We start from the raw sequence: 18,376 nt of genomic DNA on the forward strand, positions 1-18,376 counted from the left end.
TCGTTCAGCCTTCGTCGTTCATCGTTCAAACGGTCCCCCCGGACAACTTCGCCAGGGTTGTCCTGAGGCCCCGCCGGATCTCCGCCCGGCGGGGCCTCTTTTGTCCGGTCGACGTGGCGAACGGGGCGAGGCGACGCGCGTACTGTCGGCCGGTCCCCTCCCGCCCGTGCTCCGCCTTCTTGCCCTCGCCGTCTTCGTCGCGGCGCCCCTCGCCGCCCAAGCCCCGCCGGCCGATCCCGACACAACGGCGGGTGACACGGCCCGCGCGGACGCTCGGCCGACCGGACCGCTCACCCGGCTCGACTCGGCCGCGCTCGCTCCGTCCGGCCCATTCCCGCCGCTCGCGCCGTCGCTGGCCGGCGTCGTCTGGAGCGCCCCGGCCGACACGGACGCCGCCGTCGCCGACCTCGTCGCGATGCGCCGGGCTGGCGTTCGGACCGTCCGCACCGACCTGGTCGCCGACACGCTCGTGCTCCGAGCGGCGAGCCGGCTCGGCATCGCGCTGTGGCAGGACCTGCCGGTCGAAGGGCTCCCCGCTATGTTCCTGCGCCGCCGGACCGACCAAGCGGCTCGCCTGCTCGCCGAGGCGCTCGACCGGGCCCGGCCGTACCCGGCCGCCCGGCACTTCGGGCTCGCCCGGTCCAGCGACACCAGCGACCCGCGCGCGCGCGCCTACTTCGAGGCGCTGACGGCGCTCGCGCACGACCGCGGCGCACCCGGCACCCGGACGTACTACGTCAGCCGCTTCCCCGAGGACGACCGGGCGGCGGCGACGGTCGACGTGGTGCTCCTGGACGCCGGCGAGCGCGACCCGGTCGAGACGCTCCGCCGGTGGCGGGCCCGCCGCGACACGCCCGCAGGGCTCGCGTCGGTGGGCGTCGGCGTCCGGCCCGGGCAGCCCGGCGGGTGGCGGACGCTGGGGACGGAGGCGGCTCAGGCCCGTGCGCTCGAAGACACGTTCGGCGCGATCCTCGCCCTCGCCGAGCCGCCCGAAGCCGTCTTCGTCTACCGCTGGCGCGACGCCGACGCCGAGCGCGTCGAGCGGGACCAGCGCGCCGAGGTCACTGGGACCCGGTTCGGCCTGTTGGGCGAGGGCGACGAGCCCCGGCCGGCGCTCGACGTGGCGAGCGGGTTTTGGACCGGCCGCCAGCGCGTGTTCGCGTTCGACGCCGGGTCGGAGGCCCGCCAGGAGCGCCGCGCGTCGCCGCTCCTGCTGATCGGGTGGGGACTCGTGCTCGGCCTCGGCGTGTTCTACGCCGGGGCCCCGCGTCTGGGCTCGCTCGCCCCGCGCTACTTCGGCCGCCGCGACTTGTACCGCGAGGCCGTCCAGCGCGGGTTCGACCTGTCGGCGTCCGAGACGTCGGGGTTGGCGCTCGCGCTCGCGCTGGCGTTCGGCGTGGTCGGGACGTCGGCGCTGCGGGCGCTGGCGCGGACCGACGCGCTCGCGGCGGCGACGGCCTCGTGGTCGTTGGATGGCCAGGCCCGGCTGACGGGACTGCTCGGCCGTCCGCTCTTGCTCGTCGCAGCGCTCGCCCTCGTCTACGCCGCGTGGCTCCTGCTCTCGCTGATCTGGCTCAACGTGATCTCGGGGCGGCGCCGGCTCCGCCCGGCCCAGGCCCTGTCGCTGGCCGTGTGGTGCCGGTGGGGCTGGTTCCCACTGATGGTGGTCTCGCTCTTGCTCGGCAGCATCGACGCCGAGCTCGCGACCCTGCTCGCGCCAGCGTTCCTGGGCGTCGGCCTGCTCGTCGAGGTCGTCGCCGGGTACAAGATGATGTGGGACCTCCAGGCCGTGACCTACGCGCCGCCTTCGCGCGCCGTGCTCGTCGGGTTTGGCGTCCCGTTCCTGCTGGCGGTGGCCGGCCTGGTCGCGCTCGCCGTCACCTCGACCGACGAGGTCGGCTTCCTGTGGCACCTGGCGACGCGGGGATAGGTCCGGTGGGTTCGGCAGGTCTCGCGAGTCGCGCGGGTTTCGCCGTCTGGCAGATCGGAGATGCCGTACCCTCCTCTAGCCCTGGGTCACGTCTCCAACCTGCTCGACCCGCGCGACTCGCCAAACCCGCTCAACTCATGGCGCAGCCCCAACCCCTCGGCGCCGTCCTCTCCGAGCTCGTCGACCGCTACGGCTACCGCGAGCGGTTCGACGCGGCGCGGGCCGTCGAGGCGTGGCCGACGCTTGTGGGCGAGGCCATCGCGGGCGTGACCGAGCAGGTCTGGATGCGCCACGGGACCCTCTACGTCAAGGTCCGGTCGGCCCCGTGGCGGCACCAGCTCCAGTTCCAGCGCCAGCAGTGGCGCGAGCGGATGAACGCCCACCTCGGCCGCGAGGTCGTCGACGAGGTCATCTTCCGATAGGCCGGCGGGCGGAGTCCGTCCGTCGCCCGGGTCTAGACCGTGGCCGGCGCTCCCCTGTAGTGGGTCAGGAGGTAGACCAGCAGGATGACGACGCCCATGACGAGGTAGAACATCCGCGCGGTCCCCTCGAAGAGGAACGACCCGGCCAGGACCAGCGCCGCGCCGACGGCGAGCTCGACGGTCCCGTGGAGGGGGAACGAGACGCGCCGGACCACGCCGAGCGGGAACGCCGTCAGCAGCGTCGTCAGGAGGTGGACGGCGGCGAGCACGTAGCTCAGCGTCGCCGCGAGCCCGACGAGCCCGAGGACGGTCGGCGCCAGCGCGAAAATGGCGACCGTGACGTAGTCGAGGACGCCGTGCGCGCGGGGAGAGAGGACGGAGAACATGGGCCTGGGGGAGGGGGCCGATGAGACGGGCGGGCCCCGCCGTGGGGTCCGCCCGTCGTGTCCGTGGGGGCGACGGCCTACAGCCGGACGAGCGCCGTCAGCCGCGTCGTGCGCGGGATGACCGGGTGGAAGTGGACGTCCTCAACGCCCTCGGCCGGCTCGCCGCGCAGCCGCGAGGCGTAGAAGTAGCTCACGTCGGCGTCGTCGGCGTCGAGCAGGTTGAGGACGTCGAGCGACACGGCGAGCGCGCCGAAGCGCCAGCCGGCCTTGGCGTTGACGAGGGTCGTCGCGTCGGCCGTCACGCTCCCGTCGCCGGTCAGCGGGCGCGGGCCGAAGTGGCGGACCTGGAGCGCGCCCATCGGCCCGGTCTCGCGCCCGGCGTAGACGCCGCCGGTGACGATCCGGCCGATGGAGTTCTCGATCCGGTCCGCCTCCCCCACGTCGGTGAACCGGGACTCGGTGAGGGCCACGTCGAGCGTCGCGTCGAGCCAGTCCGTCACGCGCGCGTGGTTCGTCACCTCGACGCCGACGTGGAGGCTGGCGTCGCTCGCCTCCGTGCCGCCCGCGTCGCCGACGAACAGGAGCTCCGAGTCGAGCCCGATGGCCCACAGGGCGACCGTCGCCTGCAGGCCCGGCAGCGCCGCCGTCCGCAGTCCGAGCTCGGCGCCGCGCGTCCGCACGAGCGGGTCGACGCGGTCGACGGCCTCGCGGCTCGACGGGTCCACGGTGATCGTGGTGCCGCGCGCGTCGTTGCTGTGGAAGCCGAGCCCGGCGTTCGCGTAGACCTCGGTGCTCCGCCACGGCCCGAGCGCGAGGCCGACCTTGGGGCTCGCGATCACGTCCGTCTCGACGCCCGAGTTGACGTCGATGTCGCTCTGGACGTCGAACCGGTAGACGTCGGCGCGGAGGCCGGCCGTCGTGCGGAGCCAGTTTGTCCACCGCGTCTCGTTGCGGACGTAGACCCCGACGGTGCTCTGGGCCACCTCGTCGTCGCGGACCGTCCCGACGCGCACGCGGCCCTGGGTGTTGAACAGGCCGACCCCGAAGATCTGGTCGTGCCGCACGTCCACGCCGACCGTGTGGACCGCGCCCTGGCCCAACGTCGGCATCAGCCAGCGGTGCGAGACGCCGCCGCCCGTGTAGAGGCGGCGGTCGGCCTGCTCGAACTGGTCGCCCTGGTCGGGGTCGTCGAGGAAATAGGTGAAGTTGGAGAACAGGTTGAGGTGGTAAACCGCCGCGTACGCCTCGACGCGCGTCCGCGCCCCGCTCTGCGTCGTGGACTGCGTGGCGGCCGAGAGCGTGTAGCGGCCCGTCGTGCCGCCGTTCGTCGGGTCGAGCGCGCCGAGCCGGTCGACGGTCCCCGCCTCGACGGCGCGGCGCGCGATCTGGTCCGTCGCGTCCCAGTCCGAGTAGTAGCCCAGCGCCGTCACCGACAGCCCGTTCGCCTCCGTCCCCGTCGAGTATTTGGCCACGGCGCTGGCGAGCGCGCTGTTCTCCGGGTTCACCCACGGCCCGTCGTAGTAGCGTCCGCGCGCGGCGATCAGGAGGTCACCGCCGCCGACAGACGACGAGCCGGCGACGAGCCCCTCGTAGAAGTCGTCGGCCCCGGCCTCGGCCTTGACGATGGTACGGTCGAGCCGTCGCACCAGCCGGATGTCGGCGCGGCCGGCCGTCGAGAAGTCGCCCGCGGCGACGTTCTGCGGCCCTTTCTCGAACGCGACTTGGTCGATGATCTCGGGGATCAGCGAGTTGAGGTCGAGGTAACCCTGCCCGTGCGCGTGCGTCGGCAGGTTCATCGGGACGCCGTCGAGCGTGGCCGAGAAGTCCGTCCCGTGGTCGAGGTTGAACCCGCGCAGGAAGAACTGATTCGCCTTGCCGGACCCGCTGTGCTGCGTGACGATAGTCCCGGGGATGGTCTCCAGCACCTCGCCGACTCGGAGCAGCGGCCGGAGGGCCAGTTGCTCTTGCCCGACCAACCCCTCGGACGCCGCCGTCGCGACGCCGACCAGGTTCGTGGCCCGGCCCTCGACCACGACCTCGCCGATCTCGGCGTTGCCGGGCGTGAGCACCAAGTCGAGCCGCGTCGTCCCCGCCGCGACGGCGACGGACTGGACGAGGGGCCGGTAGCCGACGGAGCTGATCCGCACGGTGTACGTGCCCGGCGGGATGCCGGAGATCTCGAACCGGCCGTCGGGCCGGGTGACCGCGTTGCGGCCGGTGCCGAGGACCACGTTGACGCCGGCGAGCGGCGTGCCGGTGTCGGCCTCGGTGGCGGTGCCGGCGAGCCGGCCGGCAGACTGGGCGAGGGCACTTCCCGAGAGGAAGGCCACAAAGAGGGTGAGCCGCGCCAAGCGGCGGAGAGCGAGTGTCATCGGGAAAGAGTCGGCAGAGAGAGGCCGCACTGCGCCCGGAGGCGCACGTGGGGACGGGCGCTGCACACCTCGTGCAGCGCGGGGCCGGACCGCGTCCGGCGTGTTCCAAGAGCGCCGTCGGGGCGCTCGCCTAGCCGCGCCGGATCGGCGGCGGCGTCTCTACCGAGGACCCGATGGACTCGAGAGCCACTGTCCCGTCGCCAAGATCGGCGACCGTCGGGGGCGGGGGCGCCGGGACGACGGGCGTCGCCGGCAACCGGTGTTTGTCAACCGCGACCGTCACGAGAACGGCCGGCTCGGGCGGAGGCTCGCGGTGGCTGTGGAGGACGCCGTCGTGCTCGTGGAGCCCGCCGGTGTCGTCGGCCAGGACGGGCCTCCCCGCCGGGAAGACGTCCGGGTCCGGCGCGTGGCCGTGCGCCTCCCCGTGTCCGTGCGAGTGGGCGCGACCGCCGTGGGTGTGGCCCGCGTCCGGCCGGAGCGTCGGGAGAACACCGAGACCAGGCGCGGTGTCGCCGAGCACGTGGGGCGCTGCCGGCACCGCTGGCCGAGCGTGGTCGAGCGCGAGGTGCGGCGCGAGCCGCCAGCCGTGGCCGGCAGAGGTCCCGCCCCACGCCGCGAGGTACCCCGCCAGGACGGCGACCGCGAGCGCCCCGCGCAGCGCGCGGGTCTGTCGGGTTACCGTCCGGGTGGAGCGAGTCATCTAGCGCGTGGCGCTGGCGGCCCGGATCGGCGTGCCATCGAGCGACGCCAGCAGCGTCCGCGCCTCGGCCGCCGTGCTCGGGCTCTCGACCTCGAGGTGGCCGTCGAGCGCGAGCCGGAGGTGGCGGGCCGCGACGTCCGGCTGGCCGGCCGCTTCGTAGATCCGCGCGGCGCGGTAGTGGACCATCGCGTCGCCCGTGTCGAGCCGCATCGCCCGTTCGATGTACGGGACGGCGGCCTGGGCATCGCCCGTGTGGAGGAGGGCCCAGGCGTAGGTCTCGTTGGCGTGGAGGTGGCCCGGCCGACGGGCCTGCTGCTCGCGCGCCATCTGGAGCGACCGGTCGAGGTCGCGGCCCTGGTCGATCAAGAAGTCCGCCTCCTCCATGTCGACGATCTCGCCCATCTCGCGCGCCGCCAGCAAAGCCTCGTGGACGCGGCCGGCGGCGGCCTCGGCCTTCCGCTCGTCGCCGACGGCGGTGTACGCCTCCACCAGCAGCTCGTCGATCACTTCGAGCGGCTGGAGCGCCCGGGCCTCTTCGAGTTGGCGGACGGCCTCCGTCGCGTCGCCCTTCACGAGCGCGACGTGGCCGAGGCCCGCGAGCGCGGGCGCGAACCCGGGCCGCTCCTCCAGGATGCCCTGGAAGATGTAGGCCGCCGTGTCCGGCTTGGCCGCGCCGAGGTACAGGTTGGCGAGCTGGTAGAGGGCCCATGCCCGCTCGGGGCGGCCGGACGGCGCGGCGTCGGCGGCGAACCGCATGGCCTCGATGGCGCCGTCGGTGTCGCCGTGGAGCTCGCGGAGGTAGCTGGCGCGCGAGTAGGCCGGCAGGCCCGGCTTGAGCGCCTGGAGCCGGTCCGACGCCTCGACGGCCTGGTCGTACTCGCCCAGTTCGACGAGCGCGTCGATGAGCGTGCCGTGGACGAAGGCGTGGTGCGGGTACTCCGCGAGCAGCTCGCGCGACAGGTCGCGGGCGTCCTCGAACCGGTGGAGCACGTTGAACAGCGACGCCTGGAGCGTCCGGGCGTAGTAGTGGTCCGGCTCGCGCTCGACGGCCTCCTCGAGGAGCTGACGGGCCTCGGGGACCGTCTCGGTCTGGGTTCCGCGCTCCTCCCCGAGTTGCATCAGAGCGTGCGCCAGGCGGACGCGGGGCTCGACGCCGTCGGGGTCGCGGCGGAGCACGGCGCGGTAGTACTCGACGGCGGCCTCCGCGTTGTCGAAGCGGTCGCCGGGCGCCACCTGCGCCAGGTCGTTGGGGAGCGGCGGCTCCTCGCGCGAGGTCCACATCCAGGCGACGACGCCGATGGCGGCGACCACCAGGGCGACGGCGAGAATGCGAGCGGTACGGGGGGTCATCGAGTCAGTCGGTCGATTCAAAAGAAGGGGGGCGGAGCGCGTGGCTCCGCCCCCCAGAGGCGCCGTCGGCGGGGCCGTCGGCTGGGTGTCTACGTGCCCGCTAGCGGACGACGGTCGCCCGCTTCGTGGCCACCAGCTCCCCGTCCACCATCAGGCGGTAGAGGTAGGTGCCGGCCGCGAGTGACGACGTGTCCCACCGGAGGTTGTGGGTGCCGGGCTGGAAGTCCCGGTCGGCCAGCGTCTGGACGCGGCGGCCCTGGACGTCGTAGACGTCCAAGCGCACCGTGCCCGAGCGCGGGAGCTGGAACCGGACCGTCGACCCAGCGGCGGACGGGTTCGGGAAGCTCTGGTCGAGGATCATCCCCGAGGGCACGCCCAGGCCCAGCCGGCCCGACGTCGGGAAGTTGGCCCGCGGCGGGTCGGCCGTCAGCTGCTTCACGTAGTCGTAGCCCCGGTGGGGGTTGGCGAGGTACGGGAAGTCGTCCCGGAGCGGGATGTCGTTCATGGTCGGGCCGGCGATGAACGCGAGCTCCTCCAGCGTCTGCGGCGTCACCAGGCCGCCCATGTAGTCGGCGCCGGTGTAGTCGTCCTCCAGGACGCCGACGGCCGTCAGGACCAGGCCGCCAACGGCCTGGAGCTCGATGCCCGTCACGTCGTCCTCCAGGCGGCGCCCGTTCGGGAAGCCGTCCATGTGGGGGAGGAACTGGAGGTCGGTGTTGGCGAAGTCCGCCACGGTGAGGCCGATGGCCGCCGCGCGGATGAGGCCGAGCCGGGCCCAGTTCGTGAACTCGTCCGAGTCCCGGTCCGTCGTCGGGGTCGCCATGTTCAGCCGCAACATGTCACCGCCCCACAGGCCGCCGTCGGGCGTCTGGGTGATGGGCAGGAAGTTGTGGATGAACGGCTTGCCCGGCGTGAGCGGGTTGCCGCCCGTCTTGCCGGTCACCAACTGGTACGGGGCCAGGTTCGGGACGCCGAAGTAGAAGATCGGGAAGATGTCCGCGAGCCGGGGCTGGTTGTTGCCCGCGAGCGCGGTCACGCTGCCGTTGCCGAGTGGGCGGAGCGGGGCGACCGAGTCGTCGAAGGCGGTCCCGGCCACGAACGAGGCCGGCACGTCGCCGGCCACGATGGCCTCGACGATGTCGTAGAGCCCGTCGAAGTCGGTCTCCTCCCCAACGAAGTTGGTGTTGAAGTTGAACCCGGCGTTCCCGTCGCCGTCGAGGTCGCCGAAGACGCCGGCGAGCGCGTTGGCCTGGATCACCAGGTCATCGCTCAGGCCCGGGACGGCCGGCCCGAACTGGCCGTTGCCCATGTAGAGGCCGAGCTCGGGGTTGGCGAAGTACTGGATGAAGTCCTGCTCGTCCTCCGAGTAGGGCGACGTGTAGTTCCAGTAGTCCTTCATCCCGATCGGGATGATGGCCTCGTTCGTCAGCGGCATGCCCAGGCGCGAGACCTGGATAAAGTTGCCGGAGACCTGCGGGGTCGGGTTCTGCGGGTCCGAGGACAGGCTCACGAACTGCGGGCGCGAGGCCGAGGCCCAGACGCCGATCACGAAGTTGGGGTCGAGGATCGAGTTCGCGCCGTTCTCCTCGTCGTCCGAGTCGTCGTCGGCGTCCGGCGCCTCCATCCCGTCCTTCTGGAGCATCGAGATCGGCACCTTGATGACGAGCGCGTGCGTGTTGAATCCGGCGACGGCGTCGCGGGCGTTGTCCGGGTTCGACGGGTCCTCGCCGAACTGGTCGCGGACGCCGCCCAGGTCGAAGATGCCGCCGAGGTCGACGAAGAACGGGTCGTCGCGGGGGCCGGCGAACACGGTCTCACCGGTCGTCGCCGTCATGATGGCGTCCTGGGTGAGCTGCTCGTAGGTCGTGCCGAGACCGGGGGCCGCCTCAATCGAGCGCGGGCCGATGTTGGCCGGCGGCGTCTTGCCGTCGGTCACGATCGTCTGGAACGACATGCCGCCGTCCGTGCTCTTCTCGAGCGTGTAGCTCGTGTTGAGGTTCTCCTTGCCCAGCCGGATGTTGAAGAACGTCGTCGGGTCCTCGTTGACCCGCTCGAACGTGAACCGGTAGGTGATGTCGTCGGTCGCCGATCCGAGCGCGCCGGCCGACGTCTGGTTCTTGACGTGGATCTCGTACCGGATGTTCTCGCCGAAGTGCGAGAAGTTCGGCCCTCCCTCCGGGAGCGCCAGCGGGATGTAGTTGGCGATCAGGACGATGCTGTCCTCGTCGTTCGGGTCCCGGAACGCGTAGACGTCCGTGTTGTCGGCCAGCGGGTCGTCGGCGATGAGTGGGGCCTCTCGGTGGCTGGAGGCGTCGGAGAACGGGGGGGCGAGCAAACCGGCGCCGAGGATCAAGCCGGCCGCCGCGGCGCCCGTAAGGAGCGTGCGCAAGGGAGTCATAAGGCGGGGTGGAAGGAGGAGATGAAAGTGAGCACCGAGAAAGGCCAGGGTGTTCGGCACCCCCTGGCACCCCCAACATACGCCCCCCGTTCCCAGTCGGAGGTAGGACAACGCCCCGTCGACCCGTCCTCATCCCCTCCCGAAGCGCCAGGCTCGGACGTGTTGATGGACTTGAGGCTTATGGACTTGGGGGAGACTACTGCGCTCCGGGAAAGCGAGGCGGGCGCCACGGGGCAAAAACAAAGACCTGCCAGGCCCGCAACCCGACCGACTACGTCTTGAGGGGCCTCCGCTCTGGATCCGGGGAGCATGGGGTGAGCCGGCGTCCCGCTCTCTCTTCCCTCGTCCCGCGAGGCCGTCAGCGGACGCGGCGTCACCCGGTCCCGCGAGCGGAGAGGACGCACGCGGCGTCCGACGCGCCGACGAGGTCGCCCGTGTCGAGGAACGACCGCACGCGCCGCATCACTCGGGGCCGCATCATCAGGACCGTGTGACCCGACGGGACCACGGCGTGGGCCGCGCCGTCGAGGCACGTCTCGGCGACGGCCACCTTCCCATCGCGGTCGCCCGCGATCACAGCGACGTCGACGCCCGACGGCGCCCCCAGGTCGACGGCCGTCCCGCCCGTCGTCCGGAGCTCGCGGATCGGGGGGAGCGCCCACCCGGCCCACCGCGCGAACCGGTCGGCCTGGCGCGAGCCCTGGTTGGGCGGGGCGAGCAGGACGGCCCGGCCCACCGCGTCGGGCGGGTCGTTCACCAGGAGCCACCGGATCACGACGGTCCCCAGGCTGTGGCCCACGAAGTGGACCTGGGACGCGGGCTCCTCGCCCAAGGCCTCCTCGACCTCCACGCCGACGGCCGCCCCGATCTCGGCCACGCTCGGCCCCTGGCTGTCGTAGCCGACGTTGAGCACGCGGTAGCCGGCCCGCCGGAGCGAGACGGCGAGCGGCGCCATCGACAGCGGCGTCCGCCCCATCCCGTGGACGAGTACGACCAGCTCGCGCGGCTCGGACGGCGGGCGGGCCGTTCCGCACGCGCTGAGCAAGATGAGCAGGGTGGCGAGGCAGGCGGCGAGCTTCATGCCGGACCCTACGGGCGACGGGCGCGGGCGGTCTGGTACGAACGGACTAGATCGTCCCCAGGTCGAGGCGGGCGTCGCACAGGCGGTCCAGCAAGTCGGCGCGGTGGCTCGACAGGACGACGAGCCCGCCGCCGTCGCGGAACGCCGCGAGCAGGCCGAGCGCCGCCTCGGTCGCGTCGGTGTCGAGGGCGCGGAACGGCTCGTCGAGCAGCAGCACGGCCGGGGCGCCGCACAGAGCCGCGGCGAGCTGGGCCTTGCGCGTCATCCCGGCCGAGTAGGTCCGAGTGAGGGCGTGGCGGCGCTCGTCTAGGTGGACGGCGTCGAAGAGCGCCGCGTGCCGAGCCGGCGCCGCGTCGTCCCAGACGCCGCGCTCGCGCGCGATCCACTCCAGCGTCTCGACGCCCGTGAGGTAGCCCGGCAGGTCCGGCCGGTCGTGAACCACGCCGACGTCGGCCAGGAAAGCGTGCGGTTGGGCGTGGACGTCGAGATCGTCGTAGCGGACGCGCCCCGCCGTCGACGGGCTGAGCGCGGAGAGCACTCGGAGCAACGTGGACTTGCCCGACCCGTTCGGCCCGACGAGCGCCGTCGCCGTGGCGGGCGCGAACGTGTGGCTCAGCCCGCGCAGCACGATGGGCCCGAACAGGTACCGCTTGGTCACGTCCTCGACCGCGAGCGGACGCTGACGGCCGGGGGCGACGGTGAGCAGCGAGGCGAGATCAGGCGAGAGCACGGCGCAAGCGGAGACGGGCGACGAACGTGACAAGACCGGCGCTGAGCGCGGCGACGCCGAGATCGATGGCCGTCCACGCGGCGACCGTGGCCCAGCCCAGGTCGGCGAGCCAGACGAGCAGCAGAAGGACGGCGACGAGTGGCGGCAGCCAGCGGACGTTCATCAGGAACCGCGCGGCGCTCCACCGGGCGCCGCCGCCTGTTCGGGCCGTGGCCTCGGCCGGCAGCACCCGGTCGTCGGCCGTGAGCGCGACGGCTCCGTTGAGGCCGAGCACCGCGAGGGCCAGCGCCGCCGCCTCGACGCCCGCGCCGGCCTCGACCAGGTGGACGACGGCGACGAGCCCGAGCCCGAGCGCGGCGACCCGGCCGAGGGGGAGCCGGCGGTCCATCGACACGAGCCCTGCCCAGACGGCCGGCCGGAGCGCGCGCGGTGCCCAGTACACGGCGTCGTAGCGGATCGGCTCGCGCCCGTCGACCCGCTCGACCTGGCGGAAGGCGTCGGCCCAGACGCCGTGCGACGTCCAGAACGCGCGATCGAACGCCGGCCGCAAGCGGAGGAGGAGACCGGCCGAGACCGCCAGCAGGACGAGCGGCGCGACGAGCGTTGCCGGCCCGCTCCCGATGGCCTGGCCCACGACCGACAGCACGGCGCCGACGACGAACACCTCGGCGGTCCGGTTGAGGCCCGGCACCATCGGGTCCGGCACGGCGTAGCGGATCGGCGGCGACCACGTGTAGACCGCGCGGTACCAGCCGCCCGCTTCCCCCCGCTCCCAGGCCCGCACCGTCGGCCCGAGCCCGGCGACGCGGGCGAAGGCGTAGAGCCCCAGCGCGAGCGCGGACGCCACGCCCTCGACGGCCAGCACCCCGTCCCCTGCCGTCCCCGCGATCACGGCGGCCGGCACCGCCAGCACGAGCGGGATCGGCGCCCACCGGCCGAGCTGGTGCCGCAGCAACCGCGCCGGGCCGGGGTTCGAGAGTTGGAGCCGTTCGGCCACCGGCGACGGGTACAGCGCGTGCAGCACGCCGACGGCGACACCCGCCGACCCCAGGATGCCGACGTAGCGCACCATCCGCGCCCGCTCGGCTGGGCCGGCGCCGTCGCTGGCGACCGCCGCGAGGGCGCCCAGCGCGATGGCCACCGCCATCCACCCGCCCACGCGCGCCCAGCGACCGGCTACGCTCTGAGACCCCGGGAGGACGGCGCTCACCGGAACGTGCCCAGGTAGACGGTCCCCTCGGGGAACCCAGCGCGGGCGTCCGCCGCCAGCCGGCCGACGAACGGCTCGGGGTAGACGGTGAGGCGGCTCAACTCGTCGAACGGGACCCAGCGGAGCGACCGCAGCAGTTGGTCGTCGTCGGCCAGCTCGGGGTCGCGGCCGAGCTGCGCCTTCGACAAGTCCGGCGCGCGGCACTCGGCGTAGAGCGAGACGGCGTGGAGCGGCGGGCGGACGAAGTCGAGCACGTAGCGGACCTCGCCCACCTCGACCGCCAGGCCAGTCTCCTCGGCCACCTCGCGACGGAGCGCGTCGGCCAGCGGCTCGCCGAACTCGACGCCTCCGCCAGGCGGCGTCCAAAACGGCCGGTCTTCCCACAGCCCGCCGTGCTCGGCCAGCAGGACTGCCGTCGGCGCCGCCGGGTCGTCAAACACCAGCGCTCCCACGCGGACGCGGACGTGGCCGACGAGGCGGTCAGGAATACGGTCGGTCACGGACGGGTAGACGGGGGTGGACGGGTGGAATCTCCGGCCGGCCGCACGCGACCGCCAGCGCCGATACGGCGGCCTTACCGTAGGGACACGATTCATCGTGTCCGCCAGCGACACCGTGCTCGGCAGGGACACGACAAGTCGTGTCCGTACGGGATGCTCGCGAGCCGCCCCGGCGGCCCTTCCCTCTGCCCACGAGCCTACTTCTCCGCCAGCACCCGGGCCGTCGCCCGGCGGACCTTGCGGGTCCGGCTCGGCTGAGTCGGCGCGTCGAACGTGCCGCCGGCCTGGGCATGGGCCACCGCCGCGCGGACGAAGTGGACGAACAGCGGGTGCGGCTCCCGGACGCGCGAGCGGTACTCCGGGTGGAACTGGACGCCGACGAACCACGGGTGCGCCAAGTCCGCCGCCCCGTCGCCGCCGGCGTCCGGCCGCGGCAACTCGATGATCTCGACCAGGTCGCGGTCCGGGTTCATCCCCGAGAACACGAGCCCGGCCTCCCTCAACCGATAGCGAAGGTCGTTGTTGACCTCGTAGCGGTGGCGGTGGCGCTCCTGGACCGCGTCGGTGCCGCCGTATACCTCGCGGGCGAGCGTGCCCTCGCCGAGCGCGCAGGTGTAGGCCCCGAGCCGCATCGTCCCGCCCTTGTCGGTCACCGTCTTCTGCTCGGCCATCATCGAGATGACCGGGGCCGGCGTGTCGGGCTCGAACTCGGTCGAGTGGGCGTCCGCGAGCCCGGCCACGTGGCGGGCGAACTCGATGGTGGCCACCTGCATCCCCAGGCAGATGCCGAAAAACGGGACGCCGGTCTCGCGCGCCCACCGGACCGCCTCGATCTTGCCGTCGATGCCGCGGTCGCCGAAGCCGGGCGCGACCAGGATGCCGGAGACGCCGTCGAGCGTCTCGGCCACGTTGGCGGCCGTCACGTCGTCCGAGAGCACGCTGCGGACCTCGACCTGGACGCCATTCTTGGCCGCCGCCAGCAGCAGGCTCTCCGAGATCGACTTGTAGGCGTCCTGGTGCTCGACGTACTTCCCGACGAGCGCGACCGTGACCTGGCCCTCGGGCGCCTTGAGCCGGCGCAAGAACTCGACCCAGTCCTCGAGGTCGGCCGTCGGGTCGACATCGAGCGCGGCGTCCAGGCGGAGACGCTTCAGCACGACTTCGTCGAGCTTCTGTTCGCGCAAGAGCAGCGGGACCTCGTAGATCGACTCGGCGTCGAGCGCCTCGATCACGGCCTCCGGGCCCACGTTGCAGAACAGGCCGATCTTGCGGCGGACGTCCTGGGGCAAGGGGTGCTCCGTCCGCGCGACCAACACGTCCGGCTGGAGCCCGTAGCTCTGGAGGGTTTTGACCGAGTGCTGGGTCGGCTTCGTCTTGAGCTCGCCGGCGGCGGCGAGGTACGGGACGAGCGTCAAGTGGACGAGCGCCGTGTTCTCGCGCCCCTCCTCGAGCGAGAGCTGGCGGATGGCCTCGAGGTACGGGAGCGATTCGATGTCGCCGGCCGTGCCGCCGACCTCGGTGATGATGACGTCGTAGTCGCCGGTCTCGGCGAGCCGCCGCATCCAGCCCTTGATCTCGTCGATCACGTGGGGCACGACTTGGACCGTCTTGCCGAGGTAGGCGCCGGCCCGCTCCTTCGCGATCACGCCCGAGTAGACGCGGCCCGTGGTCACGTTGTTGGCCTGCGACATCGGCACGCCGAGGTAGCGCTCGTAGTGGCCCAGGTCGAGGTCCGTCTCGGCCCCGTCGTCGGTGACGTAGACCTCGCCGTGCTCGAACGGGTTCATCGTCCCCGCGTCGACGTTGATGTAGGGGTCGAACTTCTGGATCGTGACCCGCAGGCCCCGCGCTTCGAGCAGCCGGCCCAGGCTGGCGGAGACGATCCCCTTGCCCAGCGACGACGTCACGCCGCCGGTCACGAAGAGGAACTTGACGGCGGGGTCGGCGGGCATCGGCGGAGGGGTGGACGCTCGCCCAGAAAGCTACGGGCCGACGGGCCGGGCGACGCCTCCGCCCAGACTTTCATCCAGGGAGATCGCGTCCTCCCGGCCACAGGCTCCGATCCCCCATTCACGTCATCCTGAACGGACGTGAAGGATCTCAACTCGGGGTCTCAAGCCGGCCGACGCCGGTTCGGACGGCTCAGAACGTCGGCGGTGAGATCCTTCGCTGCGCTCAGGATGACAAGTGGGGGGGGATGCGGCAGGTCTGGACGTTCACCCCCTCGCCTCTACAGCGAGTAGGGACACATGCATGGTGGGCCTACTCCACCGGCAGCAGCGTCACGCGGACGTAGCGGTCGGTGTCGAGCGCCTCGCGCGCCGTCGCCTGGACGTCGGCCATGGTGACCGCGGCGGCGAGGTCGGCCTCGGCGAGGGTGTCGGCCGGCGGCTCGTCGCGGCGGGCCGACTCGGTGAGCACGCCCACCCAGTACGGGTTCTGCTGGAGGTTCGTCTCGCGGCCTCGGCGCTGCTGCTCCTGGTAGGCCGCGAGGTGGTCAGCCGTCACGTCGCCGTTTTTCAACGCCTCGACCTGCTCGAACACGGCGGCCACCAGCTCCTCGACGCGCTCGGGGTCGGCCCCGAACGAGATGCGGACCTGGGAGCGGCCCGACGTCTCGCGGTTCGCGATCACGTTGACGCCGACGCCGTAGACGCCGCCGCGGTCCTCGCGCAGCTCCTCGCGGAGCGCCTTCGAGAGCACGTCGCCCATGGCCGAGAGCTCGACCCGCTTGACGCGGTCCTCGGCGTCGTAGGGCCCGTGGAACACGATGGCCACCTGGGCCTGGGGCTCGACGCCGGCCCGGACCGTTTTCTCGACCACGCCCGGCGGCGGCGCGATGTCGAAGTAGCGGGCCTTTTCCTCCCGACCCGTCGACGGGAGCGAGGCGAGGTACGTCTCGACGAGCGGGCGGACGGCTTCCGGCTCGAACGCGCCGACCAGCAGGAACGTGAAGTCCGAGGCGTCGGCGAAGCGGTCTTGGTAGAACGCGAACGCCTGGTCGAGGTCGGCCCGGTCCAGGCCGGCGAGGTACTCCGAGAGCGTCCGCGAGCGGGGGTCGCCGTTGGCCAACGTCGCGCGGAGCGTGTCGCTGAACGCCACGCGCGGCGAGGCCACCTGGTTGCTCAAGATGGCGCGCGTCTGGTCGAGCGACGCCCGGAAGGCGTCGGGGTCGCGGCGCGGCGCCGTCGCGTACAGGTGGACGAGCTGGAAGAGCGTCTCCAGGTCGGCCGGTGCCGCGCTGCCCCGGAACCCCTCGTCCTCGTCCGAGATCACGGGGCTGAGGCTCACGAGCCGGCCCGAGAGCGCCTTCCCGAGCGCGACCTGGTCGAACGCGCCGACGCCCGACTGACCGACGTAGCCGGCCGCCCCGCCGGCCACGTACAGCTCGTCGGCGTCCAAGAGCGACGTGCCGCCGGGGCTCGTGGCAGAGAGCAGCACCTCGTCAGCCTTGAAGTCGGTCGGCTTGAGGATGACGCGGGCGCCGTTCGACAACGTCCAGGTGGTCGTGCCGAGGGCGTCGTCCGTCGTCGTCTCGACGACCGTGCCCGGCGTCGGCGGCTCGGCCACGAGGGGGCCGTCGATGGTGGCGTCGTCGTAGGGCTCCAGCTCGGCGTCGGCGACGCTCGCGAGGGCGGCCGCGAGCTCGGCGTCGGTCGGCACGGCGAGGTCGTCGCGCTGGGGCGCGCTGACCATGACGACGCGGTTCCGGTCGTCGACGAGCTCCTCGGCCGTCGCGTTGACCTCGTCGAGCGTGATCGTCGGGAGGAACCGCTCGGCGAGCGCCAGCCGCGCCTCGGGCGACACGACGGGCTCGTCTCGCAAGAACGACCGGACGTAGGCCCCCGCGAGCTGGCGGCTGGGCTGGTCGTCCCGGTCGGCGACGGCCGACTGGAGGCGGCGGACCAGCTCGGCCTTCTCGCGCTCGATCTCCGTCGCCGTGATGCCGAACCGGCGGGCGCGCTCGGCCTCGGTCACGAGCACGCGCGCGGCGTCGGCGATCCGGTTCTCGGCGACGAGCGCGACGAGGTACGCCTCATCGAGCGTCCTGAGCCCGCCGCCGCTGCCGACGAACGCGAAGGCGAACGGGGCGCCCGGCGTCTGGCGGATCTCGTCCAGGCGCGACCGCAAGGCGGAGAAGAACAGGTCGTTAACCAAGTCGGCCCGGGCGTCGGCGGCCGTCCGCGTCCGCGTCGGCGGGCGCTTGTAGAGGATCTGGACGACGGTCTGGGGCGCCTCGGGATCGGTCGCGATGGCGTACCGCGTGTCGTCGTGGCCGGGCACGGCGAACGTCTCGCGCTCGGGCGAGTCGCCCCGCGCGTCGAGGTCGGCGAACCGCTCGCGGATCATGGCCTCGACGGCGTCCACGTCCACGTCGCCCACGACGACGACGGCCATGAGGTCGGGCCGGTACCAGTCGTCGTAGAACCGTCGGAGCGCCTCGGTCGGCGCGTTCTGGATCACCTCGGGCAGGCCGATCGGCAGGCGCTCGGCGTAGCGCGAGCCGGCGTAGAGGATGGGGAACTGGACCCGCTGCATCCGCTCGCCCGCGCCGCGGCGCAGCCGCCACTCTTCGAGGACCACGCCGCGCTCGCGCTCGACGGCCGAGTCGGCGAGGGTGATCCGGCCGGCCCACTCCCTCAGCACGTCGAGCCCGGTCGCGAACACGTCGGCCGAGTCGGTCGGGACCTGGAGCATGTAGACCGTCTCGTCGAACGACGTGTAGGCGTTGAGGTCGGGCCCGAACCGCGTCCCGACGGACTCGAGGTAGCGGACGAGCTCGGGCTCTTCAAAGCGCTCGGTCCCGTTGAACGCCATGTGCTCGACGAAGTGGGCCAGCCCGCGCTGGTCCTCGTCTTCGAGCGTGCTCCCGGCGTCGACCGCGAGCCGGAGCTCGGCGCGGCCCTCGGGCTCGGTGTTGGCCCGGATGGTGTAGCGGAGCCCGTTGTCGAGCACCCCCTGCCGCACGGCGGGGTCGAACGGGAGCGGCTCCGGCTGGGCCGACGCGGCGACGCTCGCGACGGCGGTGAGCACGAGGAGAAGGAAACGGCGCATCGGACCCGGGTGGTGGACGGATGGATTCGGCCAGGGACTCCTGTTGAGTCCTCGTCGAGGATACGCGACGTCCCCACGCTCATCAACGCCAACGGCCAACCCCGGTGGAAACCTAAGGGGAGGTCAGCCCGGCCGCTGAAACATGCAGCGAGCGCGCTCTCCAGTCCGCGAGCCGGAGCCGGCAGTGTGGCCCGGGGTGTGGGTGGAATCCACTCCCATCCGCCCACACCCCATCCTCCGAA

General features: G+C 72.7%; 13 protein-coding genes. 2 read left to right on the plus strand and 11 right to left on the minus strand.

From position 1 onward, the window contains the following. The first annotated feature begins 166 nt into the window (after window positions 1-166). Window positions 167-1,930, plus strand: a complete 1,764-nt coding sequence (locus tag ACOOHE_RS00440) for a hypothetical protein (RefSeq protein WP_420455832.1) — start codon at window positions 167-169, stop codon at window positions 1,928-1,930. Window positions 1,931-2,067: 137 nt separating this feature from the next. Beyond that, window positions 2,068-2,352: a DUF721 domain-containing protein gene (locus ACOOHE_RS00445; RefSeq protein WP_420455833.1), complete on the plus strand. Its 285-nt coding sequence runs from the start codon at window positions 2,068-2,070 to the stop codon at window positions 2,350-2,352. Between the two features lie 32 nt (window positions 2,353-2,384). Here the strand turns inward: ACOOHE_RS00445 and ACOOHE_RS00450 are convergent, their stop codons facing one another. The 11 genes from ACOOHE_RS00450 to ACOOHE_RS00500 form a co-directional block, all read right to left on the minus strand. Beyond that, on the minus strand, window positions 2,385-2,738 hold the full coding sequence (locus ACOOHE_RS00450) for a hypothetical protein (protein ID WP_420455834.1): 354 nt from the start codon (window positions 2,736-2,738) through the stop codon (window positions 2,385-2,387). 77 nt (window positions 2,739-2,815) lie between these two features. Then, window positions 2,816-5,110, minus strand: coding sequence for a TonB-dependent receptor (locus ACOOHE_RS00455; RefSeq protein ID WP_420455835.1), 2,295 nt, complete (start codon window positions 5,108-5,110; stop codon window positions 2,816-2,818). Window positions 5,111-5,240: 130 nt separating this feature from the next. Next, window positions 5,241-5,810 carry a hypothetical protein gene (locus ACOOHE_RS00460; protein ID WP_420455836.1) on the minus strand — a complete coding sequence of 190 codons (570 nt, stop codon included), beginning with the start codon at window positions 5,808-5,810 and terminating at the stop codon, window positions 5,241-5,243. Beyond that, window positions 5,811-7,160, minus strand: coding sequence for a tetratricopeptide repeat protein (locus ACOOHE_RS00465; protein WP_420455837.1), 1,350 nt, complete (start codon window positions 7,158-7,160; stop codon window positions 5,811-5,813). It abuts the gene before it with no gap. Window positions 7,161-7,260: 100 nt separating this feature from the next. After that, on the minus strand, window positions 7,261-9,558 hold the full coding sequence (locus tag ACOOHE_RS00470; protein ID WP_420455838.1) for a DUF4331 family protein: 2,298 nt from the start codon (window positions 9,556-9,558) through the stop codon (window positions 7,261-7,263). 373 nt (window positions 9,559-9,931) lie between these two features. Beyond that, window positions 9,932-10,639, minus strand: a complete 708-nt coding sequence (locus ACOOHE_RS00475) for an esterase/lipase family protein (RefSeq protein WP_420455839.1) — start codon at window positions 10,637-10,639, stop codon at window positions 9,932-9,934. Window positions 10,640-10,685: 46 nt separating this feature from the next. Further along, window positions 10,686-11,369 carry an ATP-binding cassette domain-containing protein gene (locus ACOOHE_RS00480; protein ID WP_420455840.1) on the minus strand — a complete coding sequence of 228 codons (684 nt, stop codon included), beginning with the start codon at window positions 11,367-11,369 and terminating at the stop codon, window positions 10,686-10,688. After that, entirely contained in the window at window positions 11,356-12,579 is a 1,224-nt protein-coding gene (locus tag ACOOHE_RS00485) for a hypothetical protein (protein WP_420455841.1), read from the minus strand. The genes ACOOHE_RS00480 and ACOOHE_RS00485 overlap by 14 nt, the downstream gene beginning before the upstream one ends. After that, window positions 12,576-13,079, minus strand: coding sequence for an NUDIX domain-containing protein (locus ACOOHE_RS00490; RefSeq protein ID WP_420455842.1), 504 nt, complete (start codon window positions 13,077-13,079; stop codon window positions 12,576-12,578). The genes ACOOHE_RS00485 and ACOOHE_RS00490 overlap by 4 nt, the downstream gene beginning before the upstream one ends. A gap of 197 nt (window positions 13,080-13,276) precedes the next feature. Continuing rightward, complete coding sequence (locus ACOOHE_RS00495; RefSeq protein WP_420455843.1) at window positions 13,277-15,031, minus strand: CTP synthase; 1,755 nt, start codon at window positions 15,029-15,031, stop codon at window positions 13,277-13,279. Window positions 15,032-15,341: 310 nt separating this feature from the next. Next, on the minus strand, window positions 15,342-18,134 hold the full coding sequence (locus ACOOHE_RS00500; protein ID WP_420455844.1) for a M16 family metallopeptidase: 2,793 nt from the start codon (window positions 18,132-18,134) through the stop codon (window positions 15,342-15,344). Window positions 18,135-18,376 lie beyond the last annotated feature (242 nt).

The organism is Rubrivirga sp., assembly GCF_965213695.1.
Classification (GTDB): domain Bacteria; phylum Bacteroidota; class Rhodothermia; order Rhodothermales; family Rubricoccaceae; genus Rubrivirga.

What these genes read in the sequence shown, in the direction of transcription:
- ACOOHE_RS00445 (WP_420455833.1), top strand. Translation starts at nt 2,068, where the DNA reads ATGGCGCAGCCCCAACCCCTCGGCGCCGTCCTCTCCGAGCTCGTCGAC.
- ACOOHE_RS00450 (WP_420455834.1), bottom strand. Translation starts at nt 2,738, where the DNA reads ATGTTCTCCGTCCTCTCTCCCCGCGCGCACGGCGTCCTCGACTACGTC.
- ACOOHE_RS00455 (WP_420455835.1), bottom strand. Translation starts at nt 5,110, where the DNA reads ATGACACTCGCTCTCCGCCGCTTGGCGCGGCTCACCCTCTTTGTGGCC.
- ACOOHE_RS00460 (WP_420455836.1), bottom strand. Translation starts at nt 5,810, where the DNA reads ATGACTCGCTCCACCCGGACGGTAACCCGACAGACCCGCGCGCTGCGC.
- ACOOHE_RS00465 (WP_420455837.1), bottom strand. Translation starts at nt 7,160, where the DNA reads ATGACCCCCCGTACCGCTCGCATTCTCGCCGTCGCCCTGGTGGTCGCC.
- ACOOHE_RS00470 (WP_420455838.1), bottom strand. Translation starts at nt 9,558, where the DNA reads ATGACTCCCTTGCGCACGCTCCTTACGGGCGCCGCGGCGGCCGGCTTG.
- ACOOHE_RS00475 (WP_420455839.1), bottom strand. Translation starts at nt 10,639, where the DNA reads ATGAAGCTCGCCGCCTGCCTCGCCACCCTGCTCATCTTGCTCAGCGCG.
- ACOOHE_RS00495 (WP_420455843.1), bottom strand. Translation starts at nt 15,031, where the DNA reads ATGCCCGCCGACCCCGCCGTCAAGTTCCTCTTCGTGACCGGCGGCGTG.
- ACOOHE_RS00500 (WP_420455844.1), bottom strand. Translation starts at nt 18,134, where the DNA reads ATGCGCCGTTTCCTTCTCCTCGTGCTCACCGCCGTCGCGAGCGTCGCC.